This window comes from Caulobacter sp. P1_D6, assembly GCF_056406095.1.
Map to the genome: position 1 here is coordinate 24,991 of NZ_JBFUAW010000032.1, position 18,999 is coordinate 43,989.

Here is an 18,999-nt window from a genome sequence, read left to right on the forward strand (position 1 = left end):
CGGCCTCACTTGGTCCGGATGTCGGTGCGGGGCGGGGACTTCATGCCTTCGCCCAGATAGAAGCTGGTGTGCGGCGGCTGATTGTAGGCGGTGTTCTGCCAGGCGATCGACACCCGATACTGCGGATCGTGCATCAACGTGACCAGGCGTCGCTGGGTGACGTAGGGCGTGGCGTAGATCCGCAGCGAGCGGTTGTCCTCGGCGCGCCAGATCACCTCCTCGCGCCAGTCGCCCAGGATGTCGGCCGACAGGGTCGGGGTCGACTTGGTGCCGTTGTTCGAGGTCATGCCTTCGGCGGTCAGCAGGGGCTTGGCCTCGCCGGTCTTCCAGTCCCATTTGCTGATCTGGTTCTTGTCCAGCAGCTCGCGCAGGTCGTCGCCGTCCCACCAGATCGCGAAGTTGGTCTGGCGCGGATGCTTGACCCCTTCGATCGGCTTGCCCTGTGCGGTGTAGAGCAGGTCGCTGTTGGTCCCCCAGGCCTCGTCGCCGGGGAAGCGCGGGTCGATGTCGGCGGCCAGACCCCGGCCGGTGTCCTTGTCGGTGGGGGTGCTCCACAGCACCTTGCCGGTGCGGGCGTCGAGCATGGCCGCGCCGATCCCGCCGTTCTTGCCGGGGCTCTCGTGCACGCCGAACTTCTCCAGCCCGGGATGGGTGGGATCCAGGTCGGAGACATGCATGGCGTCGCCGTGGAACAGCTGGGCGCTCCACAGGCCCTTGCCGTTGTCGTCGACGGTCATCGAGCCGTAGACGATCTCGTCGCGACCGTCGCCGTCGACATCGGCGACGCTGAGCTGATGGTTGCCCTGGCCGCCGAATTTCTCGTTGCCCGGCGCGCTGCTGTCGAACAGCCAGCGCTGGGTCAGCTTGCCGTTCCGGAAGTCCCAGGCCGCCAGGGTGGTGCGGCCGTAATAGCCGCGGGCGAAGATCAGGCTGGATCGCTGGCCATCCAGATAGGCGGTTCCGGCCAGGAAGCGGTCGGAGCGGTTGGCGTAGCCGTCGCCCCAAATCTGCGTCATCTGCTCGACCGTGGGGGCGTCCGTACGCGGGTCGCGGGGAGGCGAATAGGGCGCGCTGGCCAGGGCCTTGCCCGTCGGGCCGTCGAACACCGTCAGGTATTCGGGACCCTTGAGGATGCGGCCCTGCACCCTGGCGACTTTCGTGCCGTCGGGGAGAACCGTGGCGCCGGTCCTGTCGCCCTGGGGCCGCTCGCCGCCGCTCTCGCGCCAGTCGACGTTCGGGTCGCCCAGCACCTTGCCGGTCCCGTCCGTCGCGCCGTCGCCGGTGCGCATGGCGATCTCGGCCTTGCCGTCGCCGTCCAGGTCATAGACCTGGAACTGGGTGTAGTGGGCGCCGGCCCGGATGTTGCGGCCCAGGTCGATCCGCCACAGGCGTTTGCCCTCCAGCGTATAGGCGTCGATGTAGACCGGTCCGGTATAGCCGCCGAAGGCGTTGTCCTTGGAGTTGGTCGGGTCCCACTTGAGGACGATCTCGTAGCGGCCGTCGCCGTCCAGGTCGCCGACGCTGGCGTCGTTGGCGGTGTAGGAATAGGCCTCGCCGCTGGGCGTGACGCCGTCGGCCGGCGGTTGCAGCGGGATGCTCAGATAGCCCTCGGCCCAGACCCTGGCCGGCTTGCCGGCCGGGGCTTCCTTGCCGCCGATGACGGCGCGCACGGCGTAGGTCGCGGACGAAACGCCGGTCTTGTCGACGAAGTCGGTGGGCCCCGCCAGCGGCGCGGCGTTCAGCTTCGCGCCGTCGCGATAGAGGTTGAAGGCGGTCCTGGCGGGATCGTCGCCCAGCAGCCGCCAACTGACCAGCACGCCGCCGTCGATGGCCGGCACGGCGACCAGGCCGCGGTCGAGGGCTTCCATTTGACGGGGTTTTGGCGCGGAGAGCGCCGATCCGGCCACGGACGACAGCGCCGCCGCGCACAACAGAGCCGCCGTCGCGACCCGGTTCCCACCACGCTTACTCATGCGTCGAATCCCTTGTGTTTCCCCGTTTCCCAGCTTGCGACGGCCATTCTTCGCGGCCTTCAGGTCGGCGCGTGGGCCGCCTCGCAAGCGATGCAGCAACCTTACACCACGGAAACAAAGTTCTGTCTTCCCACAAATTGCGTTGACATCTCAGCATGTGGAACTATTCATATTGTATGAGAAATGCGCCGCCGTGCGCTGCGAGCCGTCCGTTCAAGGACCGCCGCAGGGCCGGTAAGGCGCCCGGGGCCCTTCGTCGGGAGCTCCTGGGTCATGGTTAGAGGGAGGGAACCCAATGCTTGCATCCACTCGCCGTCGTCGCGCGGCCATCGCCACCACATCCTTGCTGGCCCTGGCGGCCGGCCTGGCCTGCGCTACGAGCGTCAGCGCCCAGACGGCCCCGGCCGCCGGCGCGAGCGCCGAGTCCAGCACGATCGATGAAGTGGTCGTCGTCGGCACGCGCGCCAGCCTGCAGTCGGCCATGAACCGCAAGAAGCGGAACGGCACGATCTCCGACTCGATCGTCGCCGAAGACATCGGCCAGTTCCCCGACAAGAACATCGGCGAGGCCCTGGGGCGGGTGACCGGCGTCCAACTCGCCCGCGACTTCGGCGAAGGCAACGCGGTCTCGATCCGCGGCGTCGAGCCCGACCTGAACCGTGTCGAAATCAACGGCATGAGCACCCTGTCGACCGCCGGCAACCTGTCGGTCTACGGCGGCGGCGGCCGGTCCAACGACTTCCGCGAACTGGCCGCCGAACTGGTCCAGTCGATCGACGTATTCAAGGGCTTCACCGCCGACATGACCGAAGGCGGCGTCGGCGGCACGGTCTCGGTGATCACCCGCAAGCCGCTGGACTTCGCCAAGCCCACCATCTCGATGACCGCTTCCGCCCAGAAGCTGGACACGATGGATGACTGGACCCCGCGCGGCAACATCATCGCGGCCGGCAAGTTCTTCGACGACCGCCTGGGCCTGATGGCCAACGTCACCTACGACAAGGTCGATACGCGCGGCGACTTCGTCCGCAACTCGTCGTGGGGCCGCTTCGCGGACTTCGACGCCTCGGCCGACAAGACGGTTCCGTACTATAACAGCGCCTACAACCAGCAGATCAACGAGCTGGCGCGCAACGTCGCGACCCAGGCGGGCTGCACCGCCCTGACCACGCCGGACGGCACCCAGATCTCGACCACCAACCTGCGCACCGCCTGTCAGTCGCAATGGTACGACTACGCGCCGCGCACGGCCCGCTACGGCGTCTGGTACCGCGGCGACGAGCGCGTCACCGCCGAATTCACCGCGCAGTATCGCTTCACCGACAAGCTCGACGCCTGGATCAGCTACAATCGCAACGAGCGCAGCCAGACGCTCAACGACATCAACTACGGCACTGACTTCACCTCGGCGATCCGCCTGCGCAACACGGCCACCGCCACGACCTGCTCGGCCACCGACACCACGGGCAGCTCGGTCAAGGTCGACGCCAACCACAACGTCATCGGCTATACGCTGGGCAACTGCCTGAACACCGCCAGCGCCGGCGGCCAGAGCGGCTTCGGCATCAGCGCCCGCGACTTCTCGCTCAAGACCACCAGCGACTACGTCAGCTTCGGCGGCCGCTACAAGGGCGACCGCCTGCAGGTCGAGTTCCTGGGTTCGACCGCCAAGACCGACAACGTCACCGAGACCAACAACGTCAGCGTCACCTTCGACACCCCCGGCCTGGCCGTGACCCTGGATCCGAGCACCGGCAACCCGTCGTTCAAGTTCGCCCCGGGCTACAGCCCCAGCGACGCCGCGGCGATCCGCCAGTTCCAGATCCAGTACCGCCCCTCGCTGGCCTACCAGGAAGAAAAGCAGTTCAAGCTCGACTTCGACTACGACACCCATCTGCCGTTCATCACGAAGGTGGAGTTCGGCGGGCGCGCCACGGACTACAAGACCTCGGGCTACGGCTACGGCGGTTTCATCCTGAACGGCGGGGCCAACCCCTACTCGACCCTCGACGACACGGTGATCTATTCCAACGCCGTCAACTCGACGGCGACGATCTCGAACGTCGCCGGCGCGCCCGATCAGACCAATCCGGTGCTCGGCGCGGCCAACACCACGGGTTACTGGGGTTCCAGCGAAGTCTGGTCGCGGGCGTACGCCAACTCGGTGTTCGCCAGCAGCATGTCGCCGCTGCCCAGCGACTTCTACTTCGGCGGCGGCACGACCCCGTCGATGTGGAACTATCCCGACTTCGACAAGATCTCGCAGAGCCTCGACACGACGCACTTCAACCTGAACAACATGAAGTCCACCGTCGGCAACGACGGCAAGACCTACACCCAGATCCCGTACAACATCCGCGAAGAGACAAACGCGCAGTACATCAAGTTCAACTACAACTTCCCGATCGGTTCCTACGACATCGACGGCAACTTCGGCTGGCGTCGGGTTCAGACCAAGGTGACCGCGGCGGACGTCTCCACGCGCAACTCGACCTACGCGGCGACCAACGGCGGCACATCGACCACCTACGTTCTGAGCAACAGCCAGGCCTCGTCCAAGAGGGACTACACGGTGTGGCTGCCCAGCTTCAACGTCGGCCTCTGGTTCGTGCCGAACAAGCTGTCGACCCGCTTCGGCTTCGCCCAGCTGATGGCGCGTCCGCGCCTCGACTTCCTGAAGCCGGTGCTGAACTGCACCGACGACCGCTCGCCGGACGCCAATGGCGACTTCGACGAGCCGAGCTGCACGGCCGGCAACCCGGACCTGAAGCCCTACCGCGCCAACCAGTATGACCTGAGCTTCGAATACTACCCGAACCAGGACACCCAGATCTCGGTGGGTCTGTTCTACAAGGACATCAAGCAGTTCTACGTCTCGTCGCGCACGCTGATCGGCAAGCGCGACGTGTACGGCGACGGCCAGATGTACAACGTCAACACCTACATCAACGGCGACGGCGCCAAGATCTCGGGCGTGGAAATCACGGCCAAGACCGCCTTCACCTTCCTGCCGGGCTTCCTGGCGGGCTTCGGTGTCGACGCCAACTACACCTACCAGAAGGCCAAGGACGTCGAGCTGTACTCGATCCTCGACGGCTCGCCGCTGCCGTTCCCGGGCCTGTCGCCCGACAGCGCCAACGCGACGCTGTGGTACGACAAGGGCCCGTTCAACGCCCGCCTGGCCTACAACTTCCGCTCCAAGTACCTGGTCTCGGCCGCCGACACCTCGGGCCAGCCCGTGTATCGCGACTCGACCGGCTACCTGGACGGCAAGATCACCTGGAAGCCCGAGCTGTTTAACATCCAAGGCCTGTCGTTCTTCGTCGAAGGCAAGAACCTGACCAAGGAAGAAGAACGCTCGACCGCCGGCGACATCCGCTTGACGGAACTGGGCTACTTCGGTCGCCGCTTCTTCGTCGGCATGACGGCGAAGTTCTAGGACGGAGCGATGCGGCGGACGTCCCGGCGTCGAGCCCGGGACGTTCGTCGCCGCCCACTCCGAACGTTACGATCTAGGAACGACTTCAGGGCCGCGCCGGCATGGCGCGGCCCTTTCTCTTTGGCTTCGGCCACAGACCATCATCTTTCTTAGCCCGTCATTCCCGCCCTTGTGGCGGGAACCCCTGGCTCAGCCGACGGCGAAGCGACTTGGCGCGCCAGCGCGCCACCCCTCCGCACCTGCGGTGGGCAAAGGGGTTCCCGCCACAAGGGCGGGAATGACGGATAATTGGGAGGTCCGGAGACTCGTCGAGCGCCTTGGTCGCTGAACGTTGCTGGGGCTACCGGCCCAGGGCGTACACCCGGAACCGCCGAACCCGTAGATGGCTGAAGGTCGTGCGCAGGCCAAACCAGCCGCGCGTGTAGGGCTCGGCGTCGTTCAGCTCGAACAGCTTGCGCTCGTCATTCCAGTATTGGATCAGCCCGCCGTCGGCGATCAGCCGCACGGTCTGCCAGCGGTTGGGGACCAGCATCTCGTCGGCCGCCGCGTGGTCGTGCTGGGGCAGCAGCGGCCGGTCGCCCGGACGGCCGACATAGCGACGGAAACGGGTCGAGGTGTTGGCGTTGCCGCCCTGGCCCACATAGTAGGTCTTCAGGGTGTCGTAGTCGGCGAAGGCGCCTGTTCGTGGCGTGGCGAGCGGGCTGCCTCCGCCGGCGTCGCGGGCCATCCAGAAGGCGTTCAGGTCGCTGACCCGGTCGTTCGGACCGCCTTCCGAGACCGCCAGGGCCTCGTACTGGATGATCACCGGGCCGACCAGTTCGGAGCGGAACCACAGGGTCAGGCCGGCGGGGGTGTCGATGTCGAGCACGCCCTTGTGGACGCCGACCTTGGCGGGCTTCTCGGCCTCGAGCGCCCACTGGTCCAGGCCGCGGCGGAAGTCGTCGGCGTGCAGGCGGCGGCCGCGACGCCAGGGCTCGACCGGAGCGGCCAGAGCGGGAAAGGCGGGCAGGGCGGCCAGGCCGGCGAGGATGGCGCGACGGTTCATCAGGGCTCCTCCACAGCGTCCAGGCCGTTCAGCGCCACGCGTCGCGTCGCCTGCAACAGGATGGGCGGACGCGGATCGGGCGTCAGGGTCTCGATGCGGACGTTGTCCAGTGTCAGGCCCTCGACGTGCCGGGCCCATAGGCCATGGGCCGGGGTCGGGCCGAACATGCTGGGCTCGGGATAGGCCTGGGCCATGTCGCCCGGGCGGCGGTCGGCCCAGTCGGCCTGGCCGCCGCCGGCATAGACCAGGCGGACGTCGGTCAGTTCGACGTCCTGGATCGGATCGCCCTCCAGCCCGGCGAGGGTCGCGGCGTAGTCGGGCAGGATGTCGAAGGCGCTCAGACTTCGGATGCTGACCCGCCGGATCGCCCCGCGGGTCGTGCCGTCCGGACCGCGTCCCCGGTCGCCCAGCCGTAGGAACAGCGGGGCGGTGGTGACTTCGCGCATGACGATGTCGCGGATCGTGACGTCCTCGATCACGCCGCCGTCGACGGTCTCCAGCGCCAGGCCCCGCGAGCGGGTGAAGACGCAGTCGCTGATGGTGATGTGGCGGAAACCGCCGTTGGACTCCGTGCCCAGCTTGATCCGGCCGGTGACGCGGTCCTGGTCGGGCGCCAGTTGCTGGGTGCGGCCCTGGGTCCCGTCCAGCATCGTGCCCAGGTCGAAGCCGCTGACGTGGCAGCGGACGATCTCGACCCGCTCGGTGGCGCGGACTTCGCCGAGGGCCAGCGAGCTCTTCAGCACGATGGCGTCGTCGTTGGGCGTGTTGACCCGGCAGTCGGCGATGGTCACGTCGCGGCAGCAATCGATGTCCAGGCCGTCGCGGTTGGTGTCGATGCGCAGACTTCGGATCGTAAGATCGTCGCAACCGGTGGCCAGCACCGCGAAGTGGCCGCCGCGCCAGATCGTGAAGCCGTCGAGACGCACCCGGCGGGCGTTCTTCAGGGCGATGGCCTTGTTGCCCTCGCCGGCCATGGCCTCCAGGTCCGGCACGAGGATCGCCATCTCCTCGGGCGACAGCCCCGCCATGCTGACCGGGAACTCGCCGGCCTGGCGCGTCCAGCGCGAGCCCGGGCCTTCGCGGGTCATGCCCAGGCCGTCGATCATGCCCGGACCGATGATGGCCACATCCTCGACGTCCTCGCCCCAGATCAGGCTGTTGCGCCAGTGGCTGTGGCCGAAGTCCTGGTAGAGGTCGAACGGGTTGGGCTCGGCCGGATCGTAGGCGCCGGCATGTCGAGCCGGATCTGCGGCCTCCAGCACGCAGTCGTCGTCCAGCCGCAGGGTGACGCCGCTCAGCAGCCGGATCGAGAACGACAGCCAGCGTCCGGCCGGCAGCACCACCTCGCCGCCGCCCGCCGCATGGGCGAAGGCGATCGCCGCGTTGATCGCGTCGGTGTCCAGCGTCGCGCCGTCGCCCTTCGCGCCGAAGCCGCGGACGTCGAACGCCGCGCGGGTCATGCGTAGAGGCCGTGCCGCTTGAAGAAGGCGCTCAGCAGGGCCGGCCAGGGCATGGCGACGCCGCCGGGGCCGTTCAGCCCGAAGCCGTGGCCGCCGGACTCGAAGACGTGCAGCTCGCTGGCGATCTTCCGGGCGCGCAGGGCCTGGAACATCATCAGGCTGTTCTCCATCGCCACCACCTTGTCGTCGGCCGCGGCGGCGATGAAGGTCGGCGGGGCGTCGGCGGGGATGTCGTGCTCGGCCGAGACCGCCAGGCGCTGGGCGTCGGTGGGGTTGGCGCCCAGCAGCGACTTCAGCGAGCTGCCGTGGGCGTGGGGCGCGGTCATGGTGACGACCGGATAGAACAGGCCCGCCGCCGACGGCCGGGTCGACAGCTTGTCGGCCGCGTCGATCGGGGCATAGGTCTCGCGACCAAACTGGGTGGCCAAGCGAGCCGCCACGTGGCCGCCGGCCGAGAAGCCGGTCACGGCGATCCGCTCGGGATCCAGGCCCCACTTGTCCGCATTGGCGCGGATCAGGCGGATGGCGCGCTGGGCGTCCTGCAGCGACACGTCCGGACCCGCCGCCCAGCCGTCGGCCGGCAGGCGGTAGTCCATGACGAAGGCGGTGACGCCCTGGTCGGCGATCCAGGCGTCGATCGACCCGCCGGCCTTGCTGACCGCCACGCGGATATAGCCGCCGCCGGGGATCATGAGGATCGCAGCGCCGTTCGGCTTGGCCGGCCGGCGCATCATCAGCCAGGGCTTGGTGACGTTCAGGAACGCCGTGTCGTTGGGATCGCCGCCGGGCTTGCGCAGGATCACCTGCTCGGTGACCGTGACCTTCTCGCCGCCGGGCGGCTTGCCGGGCCACAGGTCCATGACTTCGATGGTCGAGGGGGCGGGCGGCTTCGCCGCCTGTTGGGCGCGGGCCAGGCCCGGAGCGGCGAGGGCGAGAGCGCCCAGGCCCAGAAGCGAGCGACGATCAGTTGCCACGGGGAATCTCCGTGCTGTGGGCGATGCTGGGCGCAAGGACGAACGTATCAGGCGAGGGCGGCCTGGCCGGATCGAACGGCGGAAGGCCGTCGACCAGATGAGCCGCCAGGTCGGGAACCTGGGACCGGATGCCGGCCACGACGCACTCTGCCAGCACATAGGCGCCGTAGTTGTCGTGGTGGGTGGCGTCCTTGCCGCCGTCGCCGAACGCCTTCGGAGCATCGGCGGGACCCAGGGCTTCGTAGAAGGCCGCGCTCATGGTCAGCAGGTCGATCACCGGGACGCCGGTCTCGCGGCCCACGGCGCGCACCGCCTCGGGATAGTCGCCGTGTGTGTTCACGATCTTGCCGGCCGCGTCGAACTTGCGGCGGTGCATCGAGGTCACCAGCACCGGCTTGGCCCCGCGCCGCCGCGCCTCGCCGATATAGGCCTTCAGATAGTCGCGATAGGTGGTGGCGGCCTCGGCGTAGGTCTGGGGCCAGTTGGCCTTCTGGTCGTTGTGCCCGAACTGGATCAGCATCCAGTCGCCGGGCTTGATGCGGCTGAGCAGCTTGTCCAGCCGGTGCTCAAACAGGAACGACTTCAGGGTCTCGCCGGACTCCGCGTGGTTGGCCACCGAAACGTCGGGCTTGAAGAACCGGGGCAGCATCTGGCCCCAACTGGCGCCGGGCTCGAACCGCTGGTCGGTCACGGTGGAGTCGCCGGCCAGGTAGACCACCGGCACGGTCACGGGCTCGACCCGCAGGCGGCGCACGGCCGGGGCGGGGCCGCAGAACTCCAGGGTCAGCTTGTCGTCCCAGTTATACGAGCCTTCCTCGCGCGGATTGAGCAGCACCCGCACGCCGCCGGGGGCGTTGGGCGGCGGCGCCTTCAGAGCGGCCGTGCGGACGTTGACGACAAAGTCGACGGTCGCCGTCTTGCCGGCCTTGGCTACGATCCGCTCGGCCATCAGGCGGCGGGACTCGGCCTTGACCGTGGTGTCGGACGCGGTCTTGCCGCCCAACTCCAGGGTCACCCGATAGTCGCCCTCGGGCACGGCGATCGAGAACAGGAACGGGCCGCCCGCTGGGGAGGGCTCGAAGCCATGGCCGACAGCTGGATCGTAGGCGGCGTCGCGGGCGACACCGACATGGCCCGGAGCAACCTTGTCGTCGCCGAAATCGAAGGCCCAGGTCTGCATCGGTGTCCCCGGTTCCGCTGCCCAGCTCGCGGTCGGCGCGACGGCGAGGGCGGCGAGGACGGCGCGTCTATGCAACATCAAGGCGCGGCCTCCCTCTGTCCGGACTCTGGGCGATCTGCGTCGCGCTGCGTTGCTCCAGAAATATCGGCCGTCCCGCGCCCTGGCAACGGATTTCATATTACGAGATTAAGTCCCGTAAAATGAAACTCAAGGCTTGGCGACCAGCAGGTTGAGCGTGGCGGGTTTCAGCCCCGGCGCGCTGGCCGTGACCGTCGTGACGCCGCCGGCGCCCGATCCGCGCACGAAGGCCGTGGCCCCGCCGCGCCAGGCCTGGCGGGTGGGCGAGGCGAACGGCGTGTGGTCGGTCGGGGCGGCGTTGTCGGCGGCGACGAACCGGCCAGAGCCGCCAACCGCGAAGGTGATCGGCGCCTCCGACGACGGCAYGACCACGCCCTTGGCGTCCACCACCTGGGCGCGGACGATGGCCAGGTCGTCGAAGGTCGAGCCCACGGTCTTGTCGACGCTGGCCAGCACCAGGCGCGCCGGCGCGCCGGCCGTGCGCAGCACGTCGCGCGGTCCCAAGCCGCCGCAGGTCGCCACGACCTCGCCCGGCGCGAAGGTCACCGACCATTGTCGGGGCGAGCCGTCGGCGGGCAGGGGCTTGGCGCCCAGGGCCTTGCCGTTCAGCGTCACGTCGACGGAGGGGCAGTTGCTGTAGACCTCGATGGTCTCGGGATGCGGCGACAGGTCGGCCGGCGTCCAGTCGTCGGCGATGTCGATCTTGGCCCGAGGCGTGGCGACGGCGATCATGGTCGGCAAGGCGGGGGCCGGACCCGCGCCGTCGTTCGACGGGGGAGGGGCGGCGGGCGCGGCGTTGCGCACCACGTGGATCACCGGCGTCTCGGCCCACCAGCCGGCCCGCTGCATGCCCGAGACCTTCAAGGCCCCGGTGCGGTCGATCAGGCCGGCGGGATTGGCGATGTTGGGCCAGCCGCTGCGGTCGGACTCGCCCAGATAGTCGACCCCGGTCCACAGGAACATGCCCGCATAGGGAGCGTAGTCGCGCACCGCGACCCACGACCCGCGCGCGTGGCTGTTCTCGGTGCCGACGATCTTGCGGCTCGGCTTGGCCTCGTGGGCGGCGGTCAGCTCGTTCTCGCGGTAGTTCTGGCCGACCACGTCCAGCATGTCGGCCAGGCCGTTCTGGTAGTCGCCGGTCACGTTGGGGCGGAACAGTCCCATGGTCACCGGCCGGGTCTGGTCGGCGGCGTGCATCACGTCCAGCAGGCTCTTCAGCGCCGCCTTGGCCTGGACCGGATAGGCGGTGTCGTGGATCTCGTTGCCGGCGCTCCAGATCACGACGCTGGGGTGGTTGCGGTCGCGGCGCAGCATGTCGCGGGCGTCGCGCTTGGACCAGTCGCCGAAGAACAGGTGATAGTCGCCGGGGGTCTTGGCGACGTTCCACTGGTCGAACAGCTCGTCCATGACCACGAAGCCCATCTGGTCGGCCAGGTCGAGAAACTCCGGCGAGGGCGGGTTGTGGGCGGTGCGGATGGCGTTGACGCCCAGCGCCTTCAAGGCGGTGAAGCGCTGGCGCCAGACGGCGATGGGCACGGCCGCGCCCAGGGCGCCGCCGTCGGCGTGCAGGGCCACGCCCTTGAGCTTGATGTTCCTGCCGTTCAGCCAGAAGCCGGTGTCGGCCTCGAACTTCGCCTCGCGGACGCCGAACGGCACGATGTCGCTGTCGACGACCTGACCATCCGCGCCGATCACCCGGACGGCGGCCTTGTAGAGGTTCGGCGTCGCCAGATCCCACGGATGGGGCGAGGGGATGTCGACCTCGGCGCTCAGCGTCTCGGTGCGGGCGATGCCGACCGCGACCGGCGCGACACTACGCTTGGCCACGACCTTGCCGTCCGGATCGGTGACGACGATCTCCAGCCCAGCGCGGGCGTCCGCGGCGCCGCTGTTGGTCACCTCCACCTCGATCTTGGCGACGGCGCGGTCCTTGGCGATCGTCGGCGTGCTGACGAAGGCGCCGCCCTGTTCGACGTGCAGGTCGCCGGTCTCGATCAGGCGGACCTTTTCGACGATCCCCGAGCCGGCGTACCAGCGCGAGGAGGGGGCGAAGGAGGTGTCGGCCCGCACGGCCAGCACGTTCGGGCCGTCGGCCTTGAGGAAGTCGGTGATGTCGTAGCGCAGGCCGACATAGCCGCTGGGCCGGTGGCCCAGGTGGTGGCCGTTGATCCAGACGCCGCTGCGTTCCATCACCCCGTCCAGCTCGACGAACACCCGGCGGCCGGGTGTCGGCTTCACGTCCAGCGTCCTGCGGTACCAGGCCACGCCGGTGGGCAGGAAACCGCCGGCCCCGCCCGCCCGGGCGTTGACGTCGAACGGCCCGGCGATGGCCCAGTCGTGGGGGACCGACACGGTCGCCCATTTCGAGTCATCCAGCGTCGCCGTCTCCGCGCCCTCGGGATCGCCCTGGACGAACCGCCAGCCGTCGGCGAGGGGCGTGGTGACGCGATCGGCGGCGAGCGCGGGAGAAGCCAGAAGGGTCAGGGCCGAGGCGGCCAGCAGCAGAGTCTTGAGCAAGGGTGTCTCCCGTCGCATCACGAAATCAGAACTTCAGAACTCAAACGGTTGTCATCCCGGGCGTAGCGAAGCGGAGACCCGGGACCGACGCCTGAGCGCCACGCTTCCTGCGGTCCGGATCGGCGCGCTTCGCGCTTGTCCGGGATGACGGTCCGAGAAGGTAGGCCACTTCTACGGCCCGCCCACCCGCTCCACCGGATCCCCATCCAGGTCGATCCGTTGCCGGACGATCTCCAGCCGATCCCCCGCGTCGCGCATCTCGTAGAGCTTGCCGCGGGCGTTCTTGAACGGGCGGTGGACCACCATCATCAGCTGGCCGTCGAAGCGCTTGAACAGCATGCCGTGGCCGCTGTCGTAGCGGACCAGCGGCTCCAGCTGCTCCCAGGGACCGGTCAAGGTCCCGCTCTTCGAACGGGCCTGCGACTGGACGTAGCCCTTGGCGTCGTAGCTGGACCACAGCATCAACAGGACGCCGGTTTTCGTGCGGAAGAACTCGGGGCCGTCGGTGACGAACACCGTGTCGCCGGCCGGCTGCTTCTGGCCCTTGGCCCAGGGCGCGTCGCTGGCCTTGAACAGGACCTGGGGCTGACCCTTGGCGCCAAGGTCGTCGGTGGCCGGCAGGGCCTCGATCGTGCCGTCGGTGGTCTGCAGCCATTCGTGGGCGTAGACGAACCAGGGCTTGCCGGCGGGATCGACATGGAGCGTGCCGTCCAGGGTCATCAGATCCTTCGGCGCCACCGGCTCGCCGTCGCGGAGCAGCTCGAACGGGCCGTCCGGACGTTCGGCCACCGCCACGACCGTGCCCCGGCGATAGGGCTTGCGCTGGTCGACCGGCGGCAGGGCGGCGGCCTCGTCATGGAAGGTCGTGAACAGCCACCAGCGGCCGCGCCACTGATGGACCTCCGGCGCCCAGGCGCCGTCCCTGAACCACTTGTCGGTCGGGGCGACGAAAACCGCCTTGGCCGGGCTCCAGGCCTTCAGGTCGCGGCTGACGTACATCATCGTGCCCAGGCCGGGCGTGCCGCTGACGGCCTCGATATTGGACGTGTAGAGCCGGTAGAGCCCCGCCTTGGCGTCGGCGACGATCCACGGATCGTGCAGCGGCATGTCGGGCAGGGCCAGCGTGGCGGGCTTGGCCGCTTGCGCCGCCGGAGGCGGCGCGGCCTGGGCCACGGCGCGCGCCGCGCCCAACGCCAGCAGGGCGGCCGAGGCGAGCACCGCCAGCGAACCGCCCGGGACGCGACGAGCCGCGCGGATGCGTCGGGTGACCATGGTTTACTCCCTCACCGGGCTCGCGCCGTTCTTGGTCCAGCGGGCTCGTGCCCGCTTCTTGTTCTTTGGGAAGCGACGCCGTCGGCCTTTTCACGGCCGTCGACGCTTGGCGTTTCCTCTCACAAAATGGGACGTAATCCCATTTGATGAAAAGCTAACGCGAAAGGCGCTCGGGGGCAATCCCGGCGCGCGCGGCCCGAGGCGGCGCGGGTTTTTACACCAGGTCCGGTGGGGATTGGCCCTATCGCAATGCCTTGCCGTCGAGCGCCTTCTAGGAACGGGCGCGGTGACGTTTGGCGCCTGTTGGCGCGTGCGAGACGATGCTCCTGCTGCAAAAGGCGACGTTCGGCCTGGTGTGCTTGGCGGCGCTCGTCGTCATCGCCTTCGCCGTGGCGCTTCCCCTGGACCTCCGGGCCCAGGCGATCTTCGGCCTGACGACGATCGTCGTCACCCTGGTGTTGAACCGCCGCGGGTCGCGCCGGATCACCATCGCGCTCGGTCTGCTCTCGATCGCCGTTTCGACGCGCTATCTCTTTTGGCGCACGACCGAGACCCTGCACTTCCGCTCGCCGATCGAAGCGGCTTTCGGACTGGGGCTGTACCTGGCCGAGCTCTACGCCTGGGCCATCCTGGTGCTGGGCTATGTCCAGACCGTCTGGCCGCTGGCGCGACCGGTCCGTCCGCTGACGGGCGAGGCGGACAGTTGGCCGACCGTCGACGTCTTCATCCCGACCTATAACGAGAGCCTGCAAATCGTGCAGGACACCGTCCTGGCCGCGCTGTCGATGGACTATCCGCGCGACCGCTTCCGGGTCTACTTGCTCGACGACGGGCGGCGTCCCGAGTTCAAGGCCTTCGCCGAGGCCGCCGGCGCCTTCTACATCACCCGCGACGACAACAAGCACGCCAAGGCCGGCAACCTGAACAACGCCCTGGGCCTGACCGACGGCGAGCTGGTCTGCATCTTCGACGCCGACCACATCCCGACCCGGGCCTTCCTGCAGGTGACCGTCGGCTGGTTCCAGGCCGATCCGCGCCTGGCCCTGCTGCAGACCCCGCACCACTTCTATTCGCCCGATCCGGTGCAGCGGAACCTGCGCACGGTGAAGGACGTGCCCGACGAGGGCGCGCTGTTCTACGGCGTGGTCCAGCCCGGCAACGACTTCTGGAACGCGGCCTTCTTCTGCGGATCCTGCGCCGTGATCCGCCGCGCGGCGCTGAACGAGACCAACGGCTTCGCCGGCGAGACGGTGACCGAGGACGCCCACACCGCGCTCAAGCTGCAGCGACGCGGCTGGAACAGCGCCTATCTCGACATCCGCCTGGCCTCGGGCCTGGCGACCGAGCGCCTGGCCCTGCACATCGGCCAGCGCGCGCGCTGGGCGCGGGGGATGATCCAGATCTTCCGGGTCGACAATCCCCTGACCGGCCCCGGCCTGAGCCTGGCCCAGAGGCTCTGTTACCTCAACGCGATGCTGCACTTCTTCTTCCCGCTGCCGCGCATCGTGTTCCTGACCTCGCCGCTGGCGTTCCTGCTGTTCGGCCAGAACATCATCTTCGCCTCGGCGCCGATGATCGCCGCCTTCGCCGTGCCGCACCTGGTCCAGTCGATCGTCACCAGCAACCGCATCCAGGGCCAGGACCGCCGGGCCTTCTGGGGCGAGGTCTACGAGAGCCTGCTGGCCTTCCACCTGGTGCTCCCGACGATCACCACCCTGCTCAATCCCAAGCGCGGCAAGTTCAACGTGACCGACAAGGGCGGACTGCTCGACAAGGGCTATTTCGACGCGCGGCTGATGTGGCCGCACATGGCGGTCGTCGGCCTGCTGGTGCTGGGCTTGGTCGTGGGCGTCGCCAAGCTGATGCTCGGCGGGTTCGGCGTGAACCTAGGCACCCTGTTGCTCAACGCCAGCTGGACCCTGTTCAGCCTGCTGATCCTGTCGACCGCCCTCGCCGTCGGCCGGGAAAGCCGCCAGATGCGCGCCTATGTCCGGGTCGGCGTCCACCTGCCGGTGATCCTGAGGTTCGGCGACGGTCGCGAGATCCGGACCGAGACCGACGAGATCTCGATGGGCGGGTTCGCGGTCTCCAAGGTCGGCTCGACCGACCGGGACCAGTCGATCGAGGCGCAGCTGCTGTGCGGTTCGCAATGGACCACCTTCCCGGCGCGCGTCGCCTCCGTGACCGGCGACACCCTGCGGTTCCAGTTCAAGCCCATGCCCATCGCCCGGCACCGGGAGCTGGTCGTGGCGGTCATGGGGCGCGCCGACGCCTGGCAGCCGCACGCCGACCCGCCTTCGGCCAACCCGATCGCCTCGCTGATCGACCTGGTGCGGGCCAGCGCCTCCCTGGTGTTCTGGTGGAGCATCAAGCAGCCCGAGCCCTACGCCCAGCGCCCGGTGGTTCCGGACGACGCCGCCAAGCCGATCTCGACCCTCTGCGCGTTGCTGGCCTGCCTTGCGCTGCTCGCCATGCCGGAGATCGCCCGAGCCCGCGCCCAGGCGCCGGAGCCTGCGCCGGTGGTCGCCGGCGGGGTGCGCGAGGTCACCGTCACCCTGGCCGACATGGGCGTGCGGAGGCCCGTCCGTCTGCTCGGCGTCAATGGCGAGGCGGGCATTCCCTTTCCGCTGCGCCGGGACGAGGTGGTGACCGGCGCGGCCCTGGTGTTGAACTTCGCCTATTCGCCGGCCCTGCTGCCCGACCTGTCGCAGCTCAACGTGTTCATCAACGACGAGGCGGTGGCGTCGCTGCCGCTGTCGCGGGAGGGCGCCAGGGGCACGCGGATCGAGGTCCCCATCGAGCCGGCCCTGTTCCTGACCGACAACCGGCTGAACCTTCGCTTCGCCGGTCACTACGCCCGCGGCTGCGAGGACCCCCGCCACTCGTCCCTGTGGGCCAATGTCAGCAACCTGCGCTCGTCGCTGAAGCTGCGGCTGCAGCGGCTGCCGGTGCGCCCCGAGCTGAGCCAGCTGCCCGCGCCGTTCTTCGACGCCGGAAGCGGACCGCTGACCCTGCCGTTCGCCTTCGCCGGCGCGCCTTCGGACGACGCCCTGCGCGCCGCCGCGGCGACGGCCTCGTACTTCGGCATGGCGGCCAGCTATCGCGGCTTTCGCTTTCCGGTCCTGATCGGCGGCCTGCCCTCCGGCGACGGGGTGGTGTTCGCCACGGCCGGAGACCGGATCGAGGGCCTGACCCTGCCGGCGATCAGCGGCCCGACCCTGGCGATCGTCGTCAATCCGCGCGATCCGTCGAGCGCCCTGTTGCTGGTGCTGGGCCGCAACCCAGCGGAGATGCGCGACGCGGCCCTGTCCCTGGCCGTCGCCGCCAAGGGGCTGGCGGGTCCGGTCGCGACCCTGGGCCCGCCCAGCCTGGCCGTGCGCCAACCCTATGACGCGCCGCGCTGGCTGCGCACCGACCGCAAGGTGCGGCTGGGCGAGATCGTCGATCCCGCCACCCTGCAGACCGTCGGCCTGCCGCCGGCGCCGGTGAACGCCTCCTTCCGCGTTGCCCCGGATCTCTTCCTGTGGCCCCGCGGCGGCGCGCCGATGTCGCTGCGCTATCGCTACCCGATGGGCGCGTGGCTGAACCGCGCGGAGTCGCGCCTCGACGTCTCGCTGAACGACCGCTACCTGAAGTCCTTCAAGCTGGATCGCCAGACCGGGGCCGACAGTTTCCGCACCCGGCTGATGCGGGGCTTCACGCTCAACGAGCAGGATGTTTCGCTGCCGCCCTATCAGCTGTTCGGCCAGAACGAGCTGCAGTTCTATTTCGACCTCAAGGGCCACAAGACCGAGGCCTGCCAGGGTCAGCAGCCGACCAACGTGCGCAGCGGGATCGATCCGGACACCACGATCGACCTGACCGGCGGCCATCACTACACCCAGCTGCCGAACCTGGCCTTCTTCGCCAGCGCGGGCTTCCCCTTCACCCGCATGGCCGACCTGTCGAAGACCGCGGTGGTGATGGCGCCCAACGCCGGGACCAACGAGATCGAGGCGTTCCTGGGCCTGATGGGCCGTTTCGGCGACGCGACGGGCGCGCCGGTCACCCGCCTGCGCATCGTCCGCGACGGGGACGAGGCGGCCCTGCGCGACCACGACGTGCTGCTGATCGGCCCGACCAGCCTGCTGACCGGGAACGAACGCCTGGCGAGCAGCGCGCCCTTCTCGGTGGAGGGTTCGCGCCTGCGTCTGCGTCTGGCCAGCTTCCGCGACCGGGCCTTCTCGATGCTGGGCACGCCGCTGGACGATGGGCAGCGGGGAGCGGCCGACGAGGTCCTCGTCAACGCCGAGACCTTCAGCGGCATGACCAGCTTCCGCTCGCCGTTCGGTGGCGACCGGGTGGTGGTGGCCCTGCTGTCGGACCGCACCGAACGCCTCCCCCAACTCGTGCAACGGCTGGCCGATCCCACCCAGAACGCCGAGGTGAAGGGCGACCTGGTCGTCGAGTCCGACAACACCCTTTCCAGCTTTCGCGTCGGATCGACCTTCTGGGCCGGGACGATGCCGTACATCTATCGCGCCGCCTGGTGGCTGAGCCGCCACCCGGTGCTGCTGGCCCTGGCCCTGGCCGGCGCGGTCCTGGTGCTGGCCGGACCGATCTTCCTGCTGCTGAGGGCGCATGAGCGGCGACGGCTGAAGGGCGCCGAAGGGCCATGAGCTCCCGCCGCCTCCTTCCCTGGCTGCTGGCCGGCGTCGCGGCGACCTCCGTGCTCGCGCCTCAGGCGGCGCCGGCGCGGCAATCCGCTCAGGAAGGCGTGAACGCCCTGGTCCGCCAGGCGGCGTTCTGGCGCGAGCGCGGCCGCAAGGACCTGGCCGGCCAATCCCTCCAGCGCGCCCTGGCGGCCGATCCCAACAATGCCGACGCTCTCGCGGCCATGGCCCGCTACGCCCGCGAGGATGGCGACATCGCCGGCGCCGAACGCTGGACCGCCCGGCTGCGGAGGGCGGCCCCCAACGATCCTCGGTTGCGGCAGCCGGCGGCTCCGGTCGCCGCCGCCCAGCCCCGCGTGGGCGAACCGCGCCGCCCGGCCGCTCCCCCGCCGGCGCCTCAGCCCGCGCC

The 18,999-nt window shown here is 69.2% G+C and carries 10 protein-coding genes; 3 read left to right on the forward strand and 7 right to left on the reverse strand.

What is annotated here, in order from left to right:
• Positions 1-5: 5 nt before the first annotated feature.
• The gene (locus tag AC1DYP_RS18260) at positions 6-1,868 is read right to left on the reverse strand and encodes a rhamnogalacturonan lyase (protein WP_477047521.1); all 1,863 of its coding nucleotides are present in this window, start codon (positions 1,866-1,868) and stop codon (positions 6-8) included.
• A 400-nt stretch (positions 1,869-2,268) separates the two neighbouring features.
• On the opposite strand from AC1DYP_RS18260, the gene AC1DYP_RS18265 reads away from it, so the two are divergent.
• Entirely contained in the window at positions 2,269-5,412 is a 3,144-nt protein-coding gene (locus tag AC1DYP_RS18265; protein WP_477047522.1) for a TonB-dependent receptor, read from the forward strand.
• Between the two features lie 340 nt (positions 5,413-5,752).
• Here the strand turns inward: AC1DYP_RS18265 and AC1DYP_RS18270 are convergent, their stop codons facing one another.
• The 6 genes from AC1DYP_RS18270 to AC1DYP_RS18295 form a co-directional block, all read right to left on the reverse strand.
• Positions 5,753-6,457, reverse strand: a complete 705-nt coding sequence (locus AC1DYP_RS18270) for a DUF6250 domain-containing protein (RefSeq protein ID WP_477047523.1) — start codon at positions 6,455-6,457, stop codon at positions 5,753-5,755.
• Positions 6,457-7,917, reverse strand: a complete 1,461-nt coding sequence (locus tag AC1DYP_RS18275; RefSeq protein ID WP_477047524.1) for a rhamnogalacturonidase — start codon at positions 7,915-7,917, stop codon at positions 6,457-6,459. The genes AC1DYP_RS18270 and AC1DYP_RS18275 overlap by 1 nt, the downstream gene beginning before the upstream one ends.
• Positions 7,914-8,891, reverse strand: coding sequence for an alpha/beta hydrolase (locus AC1DYP_RS18280; protein ID WP_477047525.1), 978 nt, complete (start codon positions 8,889-8,891; stop codon positions 7,914-7,916). The genes AC1DYP_RS18275 and AC1DYP_RS18280 overlap by 4 nt, the downstream gene beginning before the upstream one ends.
• Complete coding sequence (locus AC1DYP_RS18285; protein WP_477047526.1) at positions 8,881-10,071, reverse strand: rhamnogalacturonan acetylesterase; 1,191 nt, start codon at positions 10,069-10,071, stop codon at positions 8,881-8,883. The genes AC1DYP_RS18280 and AC1DYP_RS18285 overlap by 11 nt, the downstream gene beginning before the upstream one ends.
• A 207-nt stretch (positions 10,072-10,278) precedes the next feature.
• A complete protein-coding gene (locus AC1DYP_RS18290; RefSeq protein WP_477047527.1) occupies positions 10,279-12,666 on the reverse strand; it encodes a glycoside hydrolase family 2 TIM barrel-domain containing protein in 2,388 nt (795 codons plus the stop codon).
• A gap of 171 nt (positions 12,667-12,837) precedes the next feature.
• Positions 12,838-13,938, reverse strand: coding sequence for a glycoside hydrolase family 43 protein (locus AC1DYP_RS18295; RefSeq protein WP_477047528.1), 1,101 nt, complete (start codon positions 13,936-13,938; stop codon positions 12,838-12,840).
• A gap of 320 nt (positions 13,939-14,258) precedes the next feature.
• On the opposite strand from AC1DYP_RS18295, the gene bcsA reads away from it, so the two are divergent.
• Together bcsA and AC1DYP_RS18305 are read left to right on the forward strand one after the other, a co-directional pair.
• Entirely contained in the window at positions 14,259-18,596 is a 4,338-nt protein-coding gene (bcsA, locus tag AC1DYP_RS18300) for a UDP-forming cellulose synthase catalytic subunit (RefSeq protein ID WP_477047529.1), read from the forward strand.
• Positions 18,593-18,999, forward strand: a 407-nt coding sequence (locus AC1DYP_RS18305) for a tetratricopeptide repeat protein (RefSeq protein ID WP_477047530.1), incomplete at its 3' end; no start/stop codon positions are given. The genes bcsA and AC1DYP_RS18305, both read left to right, overlap by 4 nt.

Coding starts and splice junctions, on each gene's coding strand:
- AC1DYP_RS18260 (WP_477047521.1), bottom strand. CDS start 1,868: ATGGAAGCCCTCGACCGCGGCCTGGTCGCCGTGCCGGCCATCGACGGC.
- AC1DYP_RS18275 (WP_477047524.1), bottom strand. CDS start 7,917: ATGACCCGCGCGGCGTTCGACGTCCGCGGCTTCGGCGCGAAGGGCGAC.
- AC1DYP_RS18265 (WP_477047522.1), top strand. CDS start 2,269: ATGCTTGCATCCACTCGCCGTCGTCGCGCGGCCATCGCCACCACATCC.
- AC1DYP_RS18295 (WP_477047528.1), bottom strand. CDS start 13,938: ATGGTCACCCGACGCATCCGCGCGGCTCGTCGCGTCCCGGGCGGTTCG.
- bcsA (WP_477047529.1), top strand. CDS start 14,259: ATGCTCCTGCTGCAAAAGGCGACGTTCGGCCTGGTGTGCTTGGCGGCG.
- AC1DYP_RS18285 (WP_477047526.1), bottom strand. CDS start 10,071: ATGCAGACCTGGGCCTTCGATTTCGGCGACGACAAGGTTGCTCCGGGC.
- AC1DYP_RS18270 (WP_477047523.1), bottom strand. CDS start 6,457: ATGAACCGTCGCGCCATCCTCGCCGGCCTGGCCGCCCTGCCCGCCTTT.